Annotated in this window: 16 protein-coding genes; 6 read left to right on the plus strand and 10 right to left on the minus strand. The window is 73.4% G+C overall.

Annotated elements, in window-relative coordinates:
• Positions 1-6: 6 nt before the first annotated feature.
• Genes nagA through ACFYTT_RS15930 form a run of 3 tightly spaced genes read right to left on the minus strand, consistent with a single transcriptional unit; the run spans position 7 to position 3010 of the window.
• Complete coding sequence (gene nagA / locus ACFYTT_RS15920; RefSeq protein ID WP_387259892.1) at positions 7-1116, minus strand: N-acetylglucosamine-6-phosphate deacetylase; 1110 nt, start codon at positions 1114-1116, stop codon at positions 7-9.
• Positions 1116-2030: an ROK family protein gene (locus tag ACFYTT_RS15925; RefSeq protein ID WP_176096038.1), complete on the minus strand. Its 915-nt coding sequence runs from the start codon at positions 2028-2030 to the stop codon at positions 1116-1118. Before ACFYTT_RS15925 ends, nagA begins: the two co-directional genes overlap by 1 nt.
• Positions 2031-2080: 50 nt before the next feature.
• Positions 2081-3010 (minus strand): SIS domain-containing protein, encoded by a 930-nt coding sequence (locus ACFYTT_RS15930; protein WP_176095376.1) that lies wholly within the window; start codon positions 3008-3010, stop codon positions 2081-2083.
• Between the two features lie 280 nt (positions 3011-3290).
• On the opposite strand from ACFYTT_RS15930, the gene ACFYTT_RS15935 reads away from it, so the two are divergent.
• From ACFYTT_RS15935 to ACFYTT_RS15960, 6 genes are all read left to right on the plus strand, one after another.
• Positions 3291-4076 (plus strand): DeoR/GlpR family DNA-binding transcription regulator, encoded by a 786-nt coding sequence (locus ACFYTT_RS15935; RefSeq protein ID WP_131054335.1) that lies wholly within the window; start codon positions 3291-3293, stop codon positions 4074-4076.
• Positions 4077-4230: 154 nt separating this feature from the next.
• On the plus strand, positions 4231-5241 hold the full coding sequence (locus tag ACFYTT_RS15940; RefSeq protein ID WP_303393508.1) for an ABC transporter ATP-binding protein: 1011 nt from the start codon (positions 4231-4233) through the stop codon (positions 5239-5241).
• Positions 5238-6245: an ABC transporter permease subunit gene (locus tag ACFYTT_RS15945; protein WP_131054337.1), complete on the plus strand. Its 1008-nt coding sequence runs from the start codon at positions 5238-5240 to the stop codon at positions 6243-6245. The genes ACFYTT_RS15940 and ACFYTT_RS15945 overlap by 4 nt, the downstream gene beginning before the upstream one ends.
• Before the next feature lie 153 nt (positions 6246-6398).
• Positions 6399-6821, plus strand: coding sequence for a DUF3263 domain-containing protein (locus ACFYTT_RS15950; protein ID WP_387259897.1), 423 nt, complete (start codon positions 6399-6401; stop codon positions 6819-6821).
• A 54-nt stretch (positions 6822-6875) separates the two neighbouring features.
• Complete coding sequence (locus ACFYTT_RS15955; RefSeq protein WP_387259900.1) at positions 6876-7847, plus strand: hypothetical protein; 972 nt, start codon at positions 6876-6878, stop codon at positions 7845-7847.
• A gap of 103 nt (positions 7848-7950) precedes the next feature.
• The gene (locus ACFYTT_RS15960) at positions 7951-8451 is read left to right on the plus strand and encodes a GNAT family N-acetyltransferase (protein WP_131054339.1); all 501 of its coding nucleotides are present in this window, start codon (positions 7951-7953) and stop codon (positions 8449-8451) included.
• 19 nt (positions 8452-8470) lie between these two features.
• Here ACFYTT_RS15960 and ACFYTT_RS15965 read toward each other — a convergent pair whose 3' ends face one another.
• The 7 genes from ACFYTT_RS15965 to ACFYTT_RS15995 are packed head-to-tail and all read right to left on the minus strand — an operon-like array spanning position 8471 to position 16853.
• Positions 8471-10768, minus strand: a complete 2298-nt coding sequence (locus ACFYTT_RS15965) for an AAA family ATPase (protein ID WP_387259904.1) — start codon at positions 10766-10768, stop codon at positions 8471-8473.
• Between the two features lie 38 nt (positions 10769-10806).
• Positions 10807-11316, minus strand: coding sequence for a hypothetical protein (locus ACFYTT_RS15970; RefSeq protein ID WP_176095373.1), 510 nt, complete (start codon positions 11314-11316; stop codon positions 10807-10809).
• A 41-nt stretch (positions 11317-11357) separates the two neighbouring features.
• Positions 11358-12122 carry an ATP/GTP-binding protein gene (locus tag ACFYTT_RS15975; protein ID WP_254876993.1) on the minus strand — a complete coding sequence of 255 codons (765 nt, stop codon included), beginning with the start codon at positions 12120-12122 and terminating at the stop codon, positions 11358-11360.
• On the minus strand, positions 12100-12606 hold the full coding sequence (locus tag ACFYTT_RS15980) for a DUF742 domain-containing protein (RefSeq protein ID WP_131055731.1): 507 nt from the start codon (positions 12604-12606) through the stop codon (positions 12100-12102). Before ACFYTT_RS15980 ends, ACFYTT_RS15975 begins: the two co-directional genes overlap by 23 nt.
• The gene (locus ACFYTT_RS15985) at positions 12603-13073 is read right to left on the minus strand and encodes a roadblock/LC7 domain-containing protein (RefSeq protein WP_131055729.1); all 471 of its coding nucleotides are present in this window, start codon (positions 13071-13073) and stop codon (positions 12603-12605) included. The genes ACFYTT_RS15980 and ACFYTT_RS15985 overlap by 4 nt, the downstream gene beginning before the upstream one ends.
• Complete coding sequence (locus tag ACFYTT_RS15990; protein WP_387259909.1) at positions 13070-15694, minus strand: nitrate- and nitrite sensing domain-containing protein; 2625 nt, start codon at positions 15692-15694, stop codon at positions 13070-13072. Before ACFYTT_RS15990 ends, ACFYTT_RS15985 begins: the two co-directional genes overlap by 4 nt.
• Positions 15681-16853 (minus strand): hypothetical protein, encoded by a 1173-nt coding sequence (locus tag ACFYTT_RS15995; RefSeq protein ID WP_176095371.1) that lies wholly within the window; start codon positions 16851-16853, stop codon positions 15681-15683. The genes ACFYTT_RS15990 and ACFYTT_RS15995 overlap by 14 nt, the downstream gene beginning before the upstream one ends.
• Between the last annotated feature and the right edge of the window lie 109 nt (positions 16854-16962).

Below are 16962 nucleotides of genomic sequence, written 5' to 3' on the forward strand. Positions count from 1 at the left end.
GCCAGGTCACTCGACCCAGTCGCCACCGCGCATCACCCGGACGACCCGCAGGTCGTCGTCGAGCACCACCAGGTCGGCGCGGAGGCCGGGCTGGAGGGCGCCGACCTGGTCGCCGAGGCCGATCGCGAGCGCCGGCGTGGTGGACACCATGCGCACCGCGTCGGGCACCGGGATCCCGGTGGCCACCGCGTTGCGCAGCGCCGCGTCCATGGTCAGGGTGCTGCCGGCGATCGCCCCGTCCCGGGCCAGCCGGGCCTCTCCGTCGGTCACGGTCACCGCCTGCCCGCCCAGCTCGTACTCGCCGTCGGGCATCCCGGCGGCGGCCATCGCATCGGTGATCAGCGCACAGCGTTCCGGACCGGCGGTGCCGGTGGCGAAGGTCAACGTGCCCTGGTGCAGGTGCACCCCGTCGGCGACCAGCTCGCACACGACGTTCGGGGCGGTCAGCAACGCCACCACCGGTCCCGGCTCGCGGTGGTGCACCGGACGCATCCCGTTGAACAGGTGGGTGCCGACGTTCGCCCCGGCCGCCACCGCGGCGACGGTCTGCTCGTACGTCGCGTCGGTGTGCCCGACGGCGGCGACCACGCCCTGCCGGGTGAGCAGCTCGATGGCCTCCAGCGCGCCCGGGCGCTCCGGGGCGAGGGTGACCATCCGCACCGCGCCGTCACCGAGCTTGATCAACTCGTTCAGCTCGTCCGTGGACGGATCGCGGAGGAACTCCGGGTTCTGCGCGCCGCACCGGGCGGCGGAGAGGTACGGCCCCTCGAAGTGGATACCGGCCAGCACGCCGTCGCCCACCAGCGGGGCGAACGCGGTGGTGGCCGCGCGCATCAGGTCGAACGGCGCGCTGACCAGGCTGGCGAGCAGGCTGGTGGTGCCGTGCCGCAGGTGGAACGCGGCGGCGGCACGGGCCTGGTCGGCGTCGCCGGTGGTGAAGGTGTGCCCACCGCCGCCGTGGGTGTGCATGTCGACGAAGCCGGGCACCACCCAGTGGCCGTCCTGGACCGACGGGTACTCGGCGACAGCGCTGATCCGGTCGTCCCGGACCTCGACGCAACCCTGCCGGATCACCCCGCTCGGGGTCACCACCTTGCCGTTAACCCGTACGGTCATCACGTCTCCAGCTGGTCGAGGGCGAGCAGGGCGGCACCGAGGCAGCCCGCCTCGTCGCCGAGGGCGGCCGGGACCAGTCGTGGCTCCCGGTGGAACGTCAGCCGGTCCCGCAGCGCGGCACGCAGCGGGTCGAACAGCCCGGCACCGGCCTGGGCGAGCCCACCGCCCAGGACGATCGTCTCCACGTCGAAGAGGGCCTGGCCGGTGGCCAGCCCGTCGGCCAATGCCGCGACGGCCTCCCGCCACACCCGGCTGGCGATCTCCTCACCGGCAGCCGCGCGGGCGGCCACCTCGGCGGCGCTCACCATCGTCGGCGGCGTACCGGAACCGGTGGCGCACCCGACGTCCGACCCGGCGGTGAGTGCGGCGTAGCGGCGGGCGACGGCCGAGGCGGAGGCGATCGACTCCAGGCAGCCGGCCCGGCCGCAGCCGCAGGGCGGGCCGTCCGGGCGGACCAGGATGTGGCCGAGTTCCCCGGCCGCGCCGTGTGCGCCGGTGGCGGCCGACCCGGCGACCACGTGCGCGGCGGCGATGCCGGTGCCGATGGCCACGAAGAGCACGTGCCCGGCGTCGCGGCCGGCGCCGAGGCGCGCCTCGGCGAGCCCGCCGGCCCGCACGTCGTGCCCGAGCGCCGTGGGCAGACCGAGGCGTGCCGTGGCCAGTTCCCGCAGGGGTACGTCCCGGAAGCCCACGTTCGCCGACCAGACCGCGACGCCGCGTGCCTCGTCGACGACGCCCGGTACCACGACGCCGAGCGCGGCCGGGGCGAGGCCGTCGGCGCGGGCCTTGTCGGCCAGCCCCTCGGCCACGGCGAGGATCGTGTCGACGACCGCCTCGGCACCCCGGGCCGCCTCGGTGGGGTGCCGTTCGGCGTGCACCACGGCACCGTCGGGCCGGATCAGCGCGCACTTCATCCCGGTGCCGCCGACGTCCAACGCGACGACGACCCGCTCGTGATCTGCGGTCACGTGAGTACCACGGACCTGCTCAGGTGCCGGGGTGCGTCGGGGTCGAGCCCGCGACTGGTGGCCAGGGCGACGGCGAAGCGTTGCGCCAGGATCAGGTCGGCCATCGGGTCGACCGGGGTACGCCCGGCGGCCCAGCGGCCCAGCACGGTACGGACACCGTGGGTGCGGCTGTGCGCGAAGGCGGCACCGGTGGCGGCGACGTCCTCGGGCAGCCCGTCGGGCAGCTCGCCGAAGGCCCAGACCAGCCGGCCCGGTGCGGCGACGGAGATCGGGCCGTGCCGGTAGTCCATCGCCGGGTACGCCTCGGCCCAGAAGGTGGCCGCCTCGCGGCACTTGAGCGCGGCCTCCTGGGCCAGCCCGATCGTCCAGCCTCGGCCGAGGAAGGTGACCTGCTCGATCAGGCTCGGGTCGATCGGCAGCGGGGCGCGGACCGCGACCTCCGCGTCGGCGACCAGCGCGGTGATGTTGTCACCCAGGTGGGCGCGGAGCAGCGCCAGCGCGGTGGTGGGGAAGCGGGTCTGGATCACCGCACGTTCGTCGGCGAAGGGCATGGTGACGCTGGCGTCGGCGATGTCGACGGCCGGTGCGGCGGGGTCGCCCACCAGCACGGTGGTCGGGATCTGTCCGCGTACGGCGGTGAGCAGGTCGAGGACCTCGGTCGTGGTGCCGGAGCGGGTGATCGCCAGCAGCCGGTCGTACCGCCGTCCGGCGGGGAACTCGCTGGCCTGGAAGGCGTCGGTCTCGCCGTGCCCGACGGCCTCGCGGCGGGCCGCGTACGCGGTGGCCATGAACCACGAGGTGCCACAGCCGACGACGGCGACCCGTTCGCCGGTGCGGGGGAGCCGGTCGACCACCGAGGGGGCCAGGTCGGCCGCCTGGCGCCAGCAGTCCGGCTGGCTCGTGATCTCCGCGGAAACGTACGCCATGAGAACTCCTCGCAGGCCAGTTCGCTGCGTCATGCCCTTCGTTGCGCAGTGCAGCTTGTCGCGTAGCACGGCTTGTTGCGCAGTGCGGCTCGACGTGCGTTGCCGCTGGCTGCGCAATACGGCTCGTTAACCGCATCTTTCGAGCGCCATTCTGCTCGAAACGCGGTGGTAATGGCAACCGCAGGGGTGAACGCGCAGCCAGAGGTTTTGCCTCATCGTAGTTTCGCGCACTACTGTGCACGCAACCAATCACGGATCGTGCAGTGACGGAGGCTCCGGGGTGGACCGCTACGCGAGATGGAACGCCCTGCTCGAAATGCTGACCGACTCCGGTCGGGTCACCGTCGAGGAGGCCGCCGAACGCCTGGACGTCTCGCAGGCCACCATCCGCCGCGACTTCGACCAGCTCGCCCAACAGCAGATGATCACGCGTACCCGGGGTGGTGCGGTCGCCAACGGTGTCTCGTACGACCTGCCGCTGCGCTACAAGACCGCCAAGCACTCCGCCGAGAAGCAGCGGATCGGCGCGGCCGCCGCCGCGCTGGTGTCCCCGGGCACCGTGGTCGGCCTCAATGGCGGCACCACCAGCACCGAGGTGGCGCGGGCGCTGGCCGTCCGCCCGGATCTCAACACCAATGCCGAGGGCGCGCAGCTGACCGTGGTCACCAACGCCCTGAACATCGCCAACGAGCTGCTGGTCCGGTCCCGGATGAAGGTCGTGGTGGCCGGCGGGGTGGTGCGGCCGAAGTCGTTCGAGCTGGTCGGCCCGTTGGGTGGGGCGCTGCTGCGCGAGGTCACTCTCGACGTGGCGCTGCTCGGCGTGGACGCCATCGATCCGCAGCTCGGCGCCGCCGCCCACCACGAGGGTGAGGCGGCGATGAACAACCTGATGGTGGCCCGCGCCAAGCGGGTCGTGATCATCGCGGACTCGTCCAAACTGGGCGGTCACGCCTTCGCCCGCATCTGCTCCGTGGAACGGGTCGAGACGCTGGTCACCGACTCGGGTGCGGCACCCGAGGTGGTCGATGCCTTCCGCGTCGCCGGTGTCCACGTCATCTGCGCCTGACGTGCAAGGAGGGGCCCCCTCCTAACGCCTCCGGTAGAGCAGGGGACCCCTGCTAACAACACCCCCGGCGTGGCACTGCATACCGGGTATTGCCTTCCGCTGCATACCGCGTATGGTGTCGTCGTCGCCCACACACCAACGGGGGAGGTGCAGCTTGCCAGCTGTCCTGGAAATCGAAGGTCTACGAAAGACGTACCGGAGCCGACGCCGTGGCACCCGCAACGCCTTGGACGGCTTCGACATGCGCGTCGAGGCGGGACAGGTGCACGGCTTCCTCGGCCCCAACGGGTCGGGCAAGACCACCACACTGCGTACGCTGCTCGGCCTGATCCGGCCCGACGGCGGCCGGATGGCGATCCTCGGGCACGAGGTGCCCGCAGCGCTGCCGCAGGTCGCCGGTCAGGTCGGCGCGATCGTGGAGAGCCCGCAGTTCTTCCCGCACTTCAGCGCCAAGGACACCCTGTCGCTGCTGGCCGGCGCCGGTGACGTGCCCGCGCAGCGGGTCGACGAGGTGCTGGAACTGGTCGGCTTGCGCGACCGGGCCGGGGAGCGGGTCAAGACGTACTCGCTCGGCATGAAGCAGCGGCTCGCGGTCGCCTCGGCGCTGCTCAAGAACCCACGGCTGCTGATCCTGGACGAGCCGGCCAACGGCCTCGACCCGGGCGGCATCCGGGAGATGCGCTCCCTGATGCGCAATCTCTCCGAATCCGGCATGACGGTGGTGCTGTCCAGCCACATCCTCGGCGAGATCCAGCTCATCTGCGACTCGGTCACCATCATCTCGTTGGGTCGTCGGGTCGCCTTCGGCCCGGTCGACGAGGTGCTGGCGCAGCACTCGTCGGGCGGGGTGCGGGTCCGGCTGGAGGCCGTGACCGACCTGCCGGTCGCCGCCGCCGCGCTGACCCAGGCGGGCGTACGGGTCACCACGAACGCCGACCACCTGATGCTCGCCGGGGTGGACAAGCCGGCCACCGTCACCCGGCTCCTCGCCGAGCAGGGGCTCTACGTCAGCGAACTCGCACCGATCGCGGTCGACCTGGAGAGCGTCTTCCTCGAACTGACCGCCACCGCACCGGTCCCCGGTCAGCACCGGCAGGTCGACCAGTCCGTACGAATCGATGGGGCGGCACCGTCCGCGCCCACCGCAGGAGGTTGGGGCGCGTGAGTCTCTTCCGTACCGAGCTGCGCCGGCTCGCCAAACGACGCTTCGCCCGCTGGATGGCGGTGGGGGGCCTGCTGGTGCTGGCCGTCGTCGTGGTCGGCATGTTCGTCAGCAACCAGAAGATCGGCCCGGACCAGTGGGCCGCGGCGGAACGGTCCGCCGACCGGCAGTACCAGGAGCAGGTCCGCTGGGCCGAGCAGGAGCGCGTCGCCTGCGAGCGGGCGAAGACGACGGGCGAGGAGTTCTACACCACCAACTGCGCGGAGATCAGCCCGCCGGCACGTGAGGACATCGAGGCGGAGTGGTTCCTGCCCTCGACGTTCGACTTCCGCGAGAGCTTCGGCGACATGCTGATCCCGCTCGCCGCGATCCTGGCCCTGATCGGGTTCGTGGTCGGCGCCTCCTTCGTGGGCGCCGAGTGGAGCACCGGCGGGATGATGAACCTGCTGCTCTGGCGACCGAAACGGCTGACCGTGCTGCTGACCAAGCTCGGCGCGCTGCTCACCGGGCTGCTCGCCCTGGCGCTGCCCGCCACGGTGGCCTGGTTCGGCAGCATGTGGCTGGTCGCCAACCTGCGCGGCAGCACCGAGCAGATGACCTCCGGCGCCTGGCAGTCGTTCCTGCTCACCGGGCTTCGCGGCATCGTGCTGGCACTGGTGGCGGCGACGGTGGGCTTCGCCCTGGCGTCGCTGGGTCGGCACACCGCGATGGCGCTCGGCGGAGCGATCGGGGTGCTGGTGGTCGGTCAGATGGCGATCGCCGTCCTGCTGAGCATGATCCAGGTGCGGTACCTCGACGCGTGGCTGCTGCCCACCTACGCGTACGCCTGGATGACCAAGGAGATCGAGCTCCAGGACTGGCGCTCCTGCGACGCCTCGTACACGGGCAACTGTGAGCCGGCGACGCTGGCGATCACCTGGCAGCACTCGTCGCTGCTGTTCACGGTCGGCGTCGTGCTCTTCCTCGGCGCGGCGATGTGGGCGATGCGCCGCCGCGACATCAACTGACTCGACCGACTGCGGACGCCACCGCCACCACCGCCCTCGGGTCGGTGGTGGCGGTGATGCGTACGCGTCGCGATGCGTCGGAAGATGCCCCTGGTTAGGCTGGTGGACCCGGTCGGCGCTGCTCGTGCCGGCCGCCCCTCGCAGAGGAGCCCCATGCAGCCCGCCGACGCCGCTGAGACAGCGGAGACCGGTCCGGACGCCGTCACGGTGCCGCCGCCACGGTCCGCCCCCGAGGTGGAGTCGACCCGGGCGCCGGACGCGGGTGTCGTCGGCCCCGAAGGACCCGAGGACACCGCCGAGGACGCCGCAGCGGAGAGTGCCCCCGAGGCAGCCGTTCCGCCCGCCGGGGGGCTCGCCGACCGGGACCGCGAGATCCTCGCCTTCGAACGCCAGTGGTGGCGACACGCCGGTGCGAAGGAACAGGCCATCCGGGACCGTTTCGGGCTCTCCGCGACCCGCTACTACCAGTTGCTGAACGCGTTGCTGGACAACCCGGCCGCGCTGGCGGCAGACCCGGTGCTGGTGGGCCGGCTGGTCCGGCTGCGCGCTTCCCGCGCACGCAACAGGCGCCGCTGACCGGGGAGAATGTCGGACCGTGCGGCGGGTAGCCGGGGCACGGAGGTGGCGACGATGACCGGATCAGGCCCGACGCGACCGGGGCGTACCGCACAGGTGACGTATCCGAGGACGGACGCGGGGCTGCCCGAGGCCGTCTCCGAGGAACGTCGGCGGGGCCCGGCGGTCGGTGCCGCGCCGACCATGCGGGTACGCTCCGCGTCCGCCCCGCCACCGGGCCGGGCGGTCAACGAGGACCTGGTGTTCCGGTTCGGCCCGCTGGTCGGGGTCCTGGACGGGGCGACCGTGCCGGAGGGCTTCGACACCGGCTGCGTACACGGGCCGCAGTGGTACGTCCGGCACCTGGCCGCCCGACTGGGGCTGGCCGAGGCGGCGCGCCCGGCGGCGACGCTGGTGAGCAACCTGGCGGCGGCGATCCTGGCGGTCCGCTCCGACCACGGCGGGCAGTGTGATCTCGACCACCCCGGAACGCCGTCGAGCACGGTGTGCCTGCTGCGCGACGGTGGTGACCAGGTCGACTACCTGGTGCTCTGCGACAGCCCCCTGGTGCTCGACATCGGTGGTCGGGTCGGGGTGGTCACCGACGACCGGTTGGCCGCCTCGGTGGCCCGGTTGCGCGCCGTCGCCACCGCACTGCCCGACTCGACGGACCGGGCGACCCGCTTCCGGCACGCCGTCACCGCGCAGCGCGAGCGGATGAACCGTACGCACGGTTACTGGGCCGCCGCCGCCGATCCGGACGCCGCCTACCAGGCGGTGGTCGGCACACTGCCCTTGCGGGGCCCGGAGGCGCTGCGGCGCGCGGTGCTGCTCACCGACGGGGCCTCCGCCGCCGTCGAGGAGTTCGGCCTCTTCGACTGGGCCGGCCTGCTGGACGTGGTGTCCACCGGCGGTCCGGGCGCGCTCGTCGACCTGGTCCGGTCGGCCGAGCGGGAGCACCCCGACCGGCTGCGCCGGCACAAGCCGGCCGACGACGCGTCTGCCGTCTACTGCGAATTCACTCGGTCGGACGACAGCGGAGCGTGAGGTCGGACGAAATCCGGTCCGACCGGTCGAACCCGTCCGCCGGAGGGGTCGGTCGACGCGGACCGGGTGGACTTGCGGCGTCGGGCGCGGGAGACTGCGGCACGTGACGGGTGCGGTCCGGTTGGAGCCGGTAGACGAGAAGAACCTCGAACCGTTGCTCTCCGTAGCGGCGGCCGAGGCGGAACCGGCCGAGGTGATGCCGCCGGTGGAGGCACCGGCGGGCTGGTCGCACGCGCGGCGGGAGGCGTTCCGGGAGTTCCACCGCGCCAGCTTCGGCGGGCTCGACGGGCCCACACGCACCGCCATGTACGCCATCCTGGCCGGCGGTGAGGTGGTCGGCATGATCCGGATGACCCGGCGGGACGCCCCGGACACCGTCGAGGTGGGCATGTGGCTGGGCCAGTCCGCCCGGGGCCAGGGCATCGGGCGGGCGGCGCTGTGCGAGCTGATGAACCTCGCGCCGGACGTCGGAGTGCGGACCGTGGTCGCGGACACCACGGCGGACAACCACGGTGCCCTGTACGTGCTGGAGAGGTGCGGCGCCAAACTGCGCGAGGACGGCGACCGGGTGTACGCCGAGATCGCCCTCAACCCCGCCCCCTGACCCCACCCCCGTGGTGGGGTCAGCTGCGTTTGTCGGCGTAGGCGGCCAGCCAGGCGACCTGGTCGGGGTCCAGGGACGGGCGTACCCGGGATCGGGCGGTGGCGACGTGGTCGGCGGTGACCGTGGCGGCGGTCAGCGACTCGCGCATCGCGGCCAGCGCCGCCTCCCGGACCAGCGCCGCGCAGTCGGCGGCGGAGAAGCCGTCCAGCTCCGCGCCGAGCGAGGGCAGGTCGACGTCCTCGGCGAGCGGTACGTTGCGGGCCGCGGCCCGCAGGATCGCCGTCCGCGCCTCGGCGTCCGGCGGCGGTACGTAGACCAGCCGTTCCAGCCGTCCGGGCCGCAGCAGCGCCGGGTCGATCAGGTCGGGCCGGTTCGTCGCGCCGATCACCACCACGTTGCGCAGTGACTCGACGCCGTCCATCTCGGTCAGCAGCGCGGCCACCACCCGGTCGGTGGTGCCGCCGTCGCTGGCCTGGCCGCGTACCGGGGCCAGGGCGTCCACCTCGTCCAGGAACACCAGCGTCGGCGCGGCTTCCCGGGCCCGCCGGAACAGTTCACGGACCGCGCGTTCGCTCTCGCCGACCCACTTCGACAGCAGTTCGGCGCCCTTGACCGAGAGCACGTTCGCCCGGCCGGACCCGGCCAGCGCGGTCACCAGGTACGTCTTGCCGCAGCCGGGCGGACCGTAGAGCAGGACGCCGCGCGGTGGCTGCACGCCGAGGCGGGCGAACGTGTCCGGGTAGGTCAGCGGCCACAGCACCGACTCGGTCAGCGTCTGCTTGACCTCGACCAGGTCACCGACGTCGTCGAGGGTCACCCGGGCCAGTTCGAGCGTGGAGGCGGCCATGGTGGTCGGCCGTACCACCTCCAACGCGGCGGTGAAGTCGGCCATCGCGACGGTCGGGTTCTCCACCGACTTCTGCCGCAGGGCCGCGCGCACGCCGGCCTCCCGCACCAGCGCGGCCAGGTCGGCGGCGACGAACCCGGGGGTACGCCCGGCGACCTCGTCGAGCCGTACGTCCTCGGCGAGCGGCACCGGGCGGGTCAGCACGGTGAGCTGTTCCCGGCGCAGGGCGGCGTCCGGCAGCGGGACGTCGATCCGCAGCGAGAGCAGGTCCGGGGCGCGGAGCGCCGGGTCCACGGCCTCCGGTCGGCCCGTGGTGCAGACCACCGCCGAGCCGGCCCGGACGACCTCGGCCAGGCACTGCCGGAACACGGTCGCGACCGGGCCGGGACTGTCCGCCGGGGCCAGCGCCTCCACGTCCGAGACCAACAGCACGGCCGGGCCTCCGGCGACCACCTCGGCGGTCACCGCCCGGAGCCGGGCCGCGGCCGAGGAGTTGGTCAGCGCCGCGACCTCGGGCGCCCAGAGCTGGTGCACCCTGGCACCGACCTGCGCGGCCACCGCCCGGACCAGCGCGGACTTCCCGGAGCCGGCCGGACCGGCGACGAGTACGCCGAGCGCGACGGTGGTGCCGAGTCGGCCGAGCACCTCACCGTGGTGGAAGCCCAGGTCCAGCAGTTCGGTCAGCTCCTCCGCCTGGGACCGCAGGCCGGGCAGCTCGTCCACCGACGGAAGGTGCTCCTGGTGCACCTCGCTGTCGGCCCAGACCTCGGCACCGGTCTCCGCGTCCGCGTCGGTGTGCCGGTCAGCGCCCACCGTCGTACGCCCACCGGTCGGTCGCCCGAGCCCGGCGGAGACGGCGGTCGCCGACCTGCGGGCGTCGGTCTCTCCCCGGGTCTCCGGGCCGTGCTCCCACCCGACCAGGGTGTCCATGGTGACCAGCGCCCCCGGGGCCGGGTCGGCGTCGACGACGCGGAGGAGCGTGCTGGTCCAGGCGTAGCCGACCCGGGTGGAGAGGCTGCGTCGGGCCGCCTCCACCAGCGTGCGCGTCGACGCGTCCGGGAGGACGTCCTGGGGCAGCAGGGAGACGTCGTCCCCGGCGGTGACCACCTTGCCGAGCAACGCCAGTCGCAGCATCTCCGGGGAGACCACCGCGACGATCTGGGCCGGGCCGGAGAGCAGCACCCGGCGGGCGGCGGTGACGGGTGCCGGGCGCACCGTGACCTCCCCGCCGTCGCGGACGCCGAGGTTGCCCAGCGTCAGGTCGTCGGCGTGCAGCAGGCCGGCACCGGAGCCCGGTTCGGCCTCGGCGGCGATGCCGGCGGTCACCCGCCTGCCGGTCAACCGGACCGGATCGCCTGGCCGCAGCGCGAGCGCGGTGAGCGCCTCGGGGTGCAGCCGGACGATGCCACGCCGGGCGTCCAGCGCGGCCGGACGCAGACTGGCGATCAGGGTCAACTCGGGTTCGCCCACCCGAGCGACCCTAACCGGCCCGGTCATCCCTCGTGCGATCAGCCCGGCTGATCCTCACCGGTGAGCAGCGACGGGTCACGACGGATCAGCTCGGCCAGCCGGGCCGCCGGGTCCGGCTGCGGTGCTTCCGGAGCGTCGGACCAGCCGGTCGCGTCGCTGATCGGTACCGGCCAGGCCGGCGGCGGCGTGGCGGGCTGCCCGCTGACCACGACCTCCTGGCCGATCCAGGCCACCCGCAGGTCGTACGCGGTGCCGTCGTGGTCGACCCGGGCGGTGACGCTGGTGCCCGGACGGGCCGCGACCACGGCGCGCAACGCCTCGGCCACCTCCTCCGCGACCTGCCGCGGAGACGTCCCGGGTACGCGTTCCGGCGCACCCGTCCAGCCGGGTCCCGCGTTCCGGCTGTCCGTCCGGCTCGCCGCCGCACCGGACGGCGCGTCCGGCCCCGGATCGGGCTGGTCGTCGGTCGACGGATCCGTGGACCGGCGGCGCAGCGCCTCCTCGCGCCGACGCATCCGGGCCAGTGTCTCGTCCAGTCCGCCCCTCATCCGCCTCACCCCTTCCCACGAGCGGCCGTGAGCCGGTCGGCTCAGGCCCGCTTGTCCCGGATCGCCCGGTCCAACGCCCGATCGAGGACGACCAGCAGGGCGTCCCGCACGGAGAGCCGGTCCCGGGCGTCGAACTGCACCAGAGGTACGTGCTCACCGATGGCCAGGGCCCACCGGATCGCGTTGAGGTCGTGCGCCAGCTGCCCGTCGAAGGCGTTCACCCCGACCACGAACGGTAGGCCGGCCCGCTCGAAGAAGTCGATCGCCGGGTAGCAGTCGTCCAGCCGGGCGCTGTCCACCACCACCAGCGCGCCGAGCGCGCCCCGGGCCAGGTCGTCCCACATGAAGCCGAAGCGGGCCTGGCCGGGCGTGCCGAACAGGTAGAGCTTCAGGCTGCGGTCGATGGTGACGCAGCCGAAGTCCATCGCCACGGTGGTCGTGGTCTTGTCCGAGCGCTGGCCGGGGTCGTCGACCCCGATACCGGCGATCGTCATCTCCGCCTCGGTGGTCAGCGGCACGATCTCCGAGATGGCACCCACGGTGGTCGTCTTACCCACCCCGAAGCCCCCGGCCACCAGGATCTTGACCGGGATCGGCGGGGTCCGGCGGTGCGCACCCCTTCCGCCGGTCGCCGCGGGCGGCCGGTACGGCGGTGGCGAAGCAACCGGTGCGGGGGGCGGCGGCGGGGTGGCCCGTCCCACCGACGGGGGGACCGGCGCGGAGCCGCCGTAGCGGGCCGTGGCGCTGTTGGCGGCGAGCGCGCCCTGCGGGGCGACCGGCCAGTCAGGAGATTGCACGAAGTCCATCAATCACTCGCAGGATGACGTCGGGGTCGAGGGCGTCGTCGGCGTCGTTGACGTGTACGTCCAGGTGGCCGGCGGCCCGCAGGTCGCCCACCAGGACCCGGGTCACACCGAAGTGCAACCGGGTCTTGGCGGAGATCTCGGCGACCGAGATCGGGTCGCCGCAGAGTGCCACGATCGCCTGGAGTTCCGGGGTCAGCCGCGCGGTCACACTGGTCCACGGCTCGGGGCCGGGCCGGGCGGTCACCTGGGTCTCCAGGCCGATCGACGGGTCGGCGCCGGCCACCCGCCCGGCCGTGAGCACGAACGGGCGGAGTCCGGTCGGACCGGCCGCCTCGGGTTCCGATCCGACGACCGACGCCGCCGCCGATCCGACCGCCGCCGGTGCGTCCACCGGGGCGGCGTCGCCGACCGAGGAGGGCTCACGCAGGTAGGGCCGGATCCGGAACACCGGCTCCTGTTCCGCACCGGCGGCGTCGGGGTTCATTGCTGAACGGAGTTCTTGAGTTCGGCGATCAGGCGCGGGGTGAGCGCGCTTCCGGCCCGACCGGCGAAGAGGGTCATCTCGTACGCGACGGTGCCGAGGTTGGCCGACCGGTCGGCGACCACACCGAGCACCGAGCCGCTGCTGATCGCGCTGATGAGCAGGTAGCCCTCGGCCATGTCCACCACGACCCGGTTCAGCCCGCCCAACGCGTACCAGCTGGCGGCGCCGCCGGCCAGGCTGGTCATGCCGGAGACCACTGCGGCGAGCCGCTCCGCGTTGGACCGGTCCTTGATCGCGGACATGGCCATCAGCAACCCGTCCGACGAGACGGCGATCGCCTCCAGCACCCCTGCCGTGCTCGAGGTGAAGGTGTCCAGGAGCCAGTTGAACGTGCGGGCCTCGGGGCTGAGGTCCCCGGCCGGGTGGCTCTGGTGGTCGAGGTTCTCGTGTACGTGCGGGCTGGTCAAAGTGGCGTTCCTTCTTCGTCGCTGTGGTCGGGACGGACATCGCGCAGAGCCCGGGCGACGCCGGTCTCGAACGCGTTGAGGAGATCGCGGACCTCGGCCGGGTCGCCGGGGTTCTGCGCCATCGTCTGGCGGGGCGTGGTGGCGATCAGGTTCGCGCCCGGCACCCGCCGACTCAGTTGGGTGGGTGCGCCGGAGGGCGCGGGCTCGACCGGCTGCGGAAGTGCCGCCGCCCGGCTCTGCTCGGCCCGCCGTACGCCCGACTCGAACTGCTCGACGAGGGCGCGGGCGGCGACCGGGTCGGCGCGGGTGGCGTCCACCGGACCCACCCGGGGTGCGCTCCTGGACAGGCTGGCGCCGGGCACCCGCTGCCGGATGCCGGGCACCGGACCGGTCGGAGCGGGCGGCGGGGTCTCCGCCGGTGCCGGCCCTCTCCCGGTCGGTACGGCGGTGTCGCCGTCGGCCGGTCGGTCCGGCGTGACGGTGCCGTCCGGTTCGACGGCGCCCGGAGCGGTGGCGAAGGCGTCCCAGGACGCACCCACCTCCATGCTCTCGGTGGCCCGGCTGAGCAGCTTCTGGTCGAAGCCGGGCAATGCGGCGGCCTCGGCCGGCAGGTGGGTCGGACCGCCCGCGCCGACGTGGACCGGCTCGGCCGGGGCCGGGCCGTCCAGCGTCGGCACCGGCGGCGACATCGGGATGCCGGGCTCGGGCTGGTGCCGGGTCGGCAGCGCGACGGGCACGCTGGCCCGGGCGGTGGGTGTCGCCCCGCCGGTGCCGAAGACCAGCGACGACCGGGGGATCAGCAGGGTGGCGGTGACGCCACCGCCCGGCGTCGCGGACAGGCCGACGCCCCAGCCGTGCCGGCGCGCCAGTCGACCCACCACGAAGAGTCCGAGCACCTCGGTCGGGGCGAGGTCGAGCCGTTCCCGGCGGGTGAGCCGGACGTTCTCGGCGGCCAGCCGCGCCTCGGTCATGCCGATCCCGTGGTCGACCACGGTCAGCCGGGCGCCGTCGTCGGTGATCTCACCGCCGACCACCACACGGGTGTGCGGCGGGGAGAAGACGGTGGCGTTCTCCATCAGCTCGGCCAGCGCCAGCACCAGGTCACCGATGATCGCCGGGGCCGCCGACACCTCGGCCGGGACCGCGACGTCGACCCGGGTGTAGTCCTCGATCTCACCGAGCGCGAGGCGGACCGCGTCGGCCAGCGGGACCGGCGCGACGTGGGTGACGTCGCCCGTCGCGCCGGAGAGCACCACCAGGTTCCCCGCGTTACGCCGCAGCCGGCTGGAGATGTGGTCGAGGCGGTACAGGCTCTCCAGCCGTCCCTGGTCGGCCTCCTGCTGCTCCAGCCGGTCGATCAGCGCGATCTGCCGACCGACCAGGTTCTGCGTACGTCGGCCGACGTGCCCGAACATCTGGGCCACGTTGCGCCGGCTGGCCACCTGGCGTTCCACCAGCAGGGCGGCGGTGCTCTGCACCCGCTCGAAGGCGCGGGCCAGGTCACCGATCTCGTCCCGGGCACGGACGTCGACCCGGTCGAGCCGGATCGGCTGGGCGGCGTCGGTCTCGTCGTCGGCGACCCGCACCAGTTCGGACTCGGCGACCCGGGCGACCCGGTCGGCGGAGCGGGTGAGCCGGGTGAGCGGCCGGGCGACGGTCCGGCCGATGGCGAGGGCGAGCAGCACCACCACGACCAGGATCAGCAGCACCAGGGCGGCCACCCAGTACGCCTCGGCGATCGCGTTCTGCCGGTCCGCCCGCACCTCGGCGGTCACGTCGGCGACCAGCTTCTTCTCCACGAACTGACCCAGCGTGATCAGGGAGGAGATGGTCGGATAGAGGACCTCGACGGGCGTCTGCGACACCGCGCCCACCGGGTCCAGCGAGCTCTGGTCCAGGAAGCCCGGCCCGGTCCGGGCGTCCAGGGCGGCCTGCTCGACGTCCATCAGCGCCAGTTGCTCGGGCGTGATCAGGCCGAGCAACTGGTTGGTCTCCGACTGGAGGGTGGCCATGTTGGCCACGAAGACGGTGGCGAGCTGTGGGCTGGGCTTGGCCGCGACCAGCACCAGCAGGGCGGCACCACTGCCGAGCCCCTCGCTCTTGCGCAGGATCCCGTCCAGCGCCAGCACCTGCCGTCCGGCCGAGGTGCGGGTGTCCACGTCGTACGGCAGCCGCAACGAGTCGATCAGCTTGAGGTGGACCGGCCCGTACGCGCCGATGACCTGGTCCGGGCTGGCCTGTCCGGCCAGCGTGGCGGTGCGTACCGGGGCGAGTTGCCGGACCCCGTCGAGCGCGGTCGACACGTCGGGGGACAGGTCGTCGGCCAACTCGGTGCGCAGGTCGACGATCAGGTCGTCCACCTCCGCGATCTCCTGCACCAGATCGGTGCGCTCGACCTGCCGCAGCAGCAGACCGATGGCGAGCATCCGCTCCCGCTGGAGGTGCTGGAGCAGGGTGCCGATCCGGCTGGCGACCTTGACGGTGCTCTCGATGTCGCCGGCCCGCTGGGCGACCCCGGCGCGCTCCCATACCACCGGAAACGTCAGCCCGAGCATGCAGAGCAGGGGAATGAGCACCAACAGGGCGAGTTTGCCCCGGATCCGGAGCCTATCGAGCAGCATCGAAGGGCCTCCACCGATCCGGGTCGTGGCCGTGTCCGACCGGCTGGAGCGCGCGGTCGCCCGGCGGACGAGCGGGCTCCCACCGGTCGTCGACGGGCTGCTCCGGGTCCCCGGCTGCGGCGTCGGTGGCATGCGGTCGACCGGTGGTGTCCCTCGAACGGGACAGCCATCCGGTCACCGCCAGGGCGATCAGCAGCAGACCGGCCACGCCGCCCGCGACCATGGTCAGCAGGTCGTCCCGGTCGAGCTGGTCGATCCGTTCCACCAGCAGCCGGTCGATCTCGTCGAGCAGGATCGGCTGGAGCTGCGTGGCGGCCCGCTGGGCGTCGTCCCGCGCACTGGTCAGCCGGACCAGGTTGATCGTGCCGGTCCGGTTGTCCGGCTGGGAGTGGACCGCCATCGCCTCGGTCGCCCGCTGGTAGGCGTCGAACGGCGTGAGTACGCTCGCGCCCAGGTCGGCGCTGGCCGAGCTGTCCACCACCGCGCGCAGGTTGTTCACCAGGTCGTTGGCGGGTTGCAGCGCGGCGAGCCGCAGGGTCGCCAGCTCGCTCAGGGTGCGTACCCGGTCGGCGACGGGCCGCTGCGCGGCCAGGACGGCCATGTCGACGAGCCGCCCGCCGGCCACCGTCGCCTCCGGCATCTCCTCGCCGACGCCGTCCTGGAGGAAGTACGAGGCGGCGCCGGAGTCCCGGATCAGGCCGGAGGTCTCGCGCACCTTGCCGTGCAGGGCCAGCAGCAGGTCCGTGACCTCCCGGTACGCGCCAAAGGCCGCCTCCGGGTCGAGCGATCGCTCGGGCAGCGCCTCCAGCTTGGCCCGGATCCCGGCCCACCGTTCGCTGGTGCTCAGCTCGGCACCGATGCGGGCGTCGACGGCGGCGGCCCGCTCGACGGCCTTCTGGAGGTTCTCCCGGGGTGGTTGGCGGTCGGCCACGGCGGCGCTCTGCGCGTCCACCAGCGCCTCGGTCACCGGTCCGAGGGCGCGCAGGTACTCCACGCCCAACCGCTCCTGCTTGAGGGCCTCCCGGTCGGCGTCGATGTACTGGTGGGCCCGTACGACGAGGAACGCCACCGGCAGCAGCAGCGCGGTGGCGAGTAGCAGCGGCAACAAGCGGCCCGGTGTCGGGGGCCGGCGACGGACCCGCGAAGCGGGAACGGTCATGGTTACTCCTCCGGGTGGCGCAACGATCGGGGGATGGCGTCAAGGAGCCGGTCCCGTGCGCCGGACCGGAAAACTAATCGAACCGGGACTGTCTGTATCGGTCTCTCCG

This window comes from Micromonospora sp. NPDC003816, from assembly GCF_042874705.1.
GTDB lineage: Bacteria > Actinomycetota > Actinomycetes > Mycobacteriales > Micromonosporaceae > Micromonospora.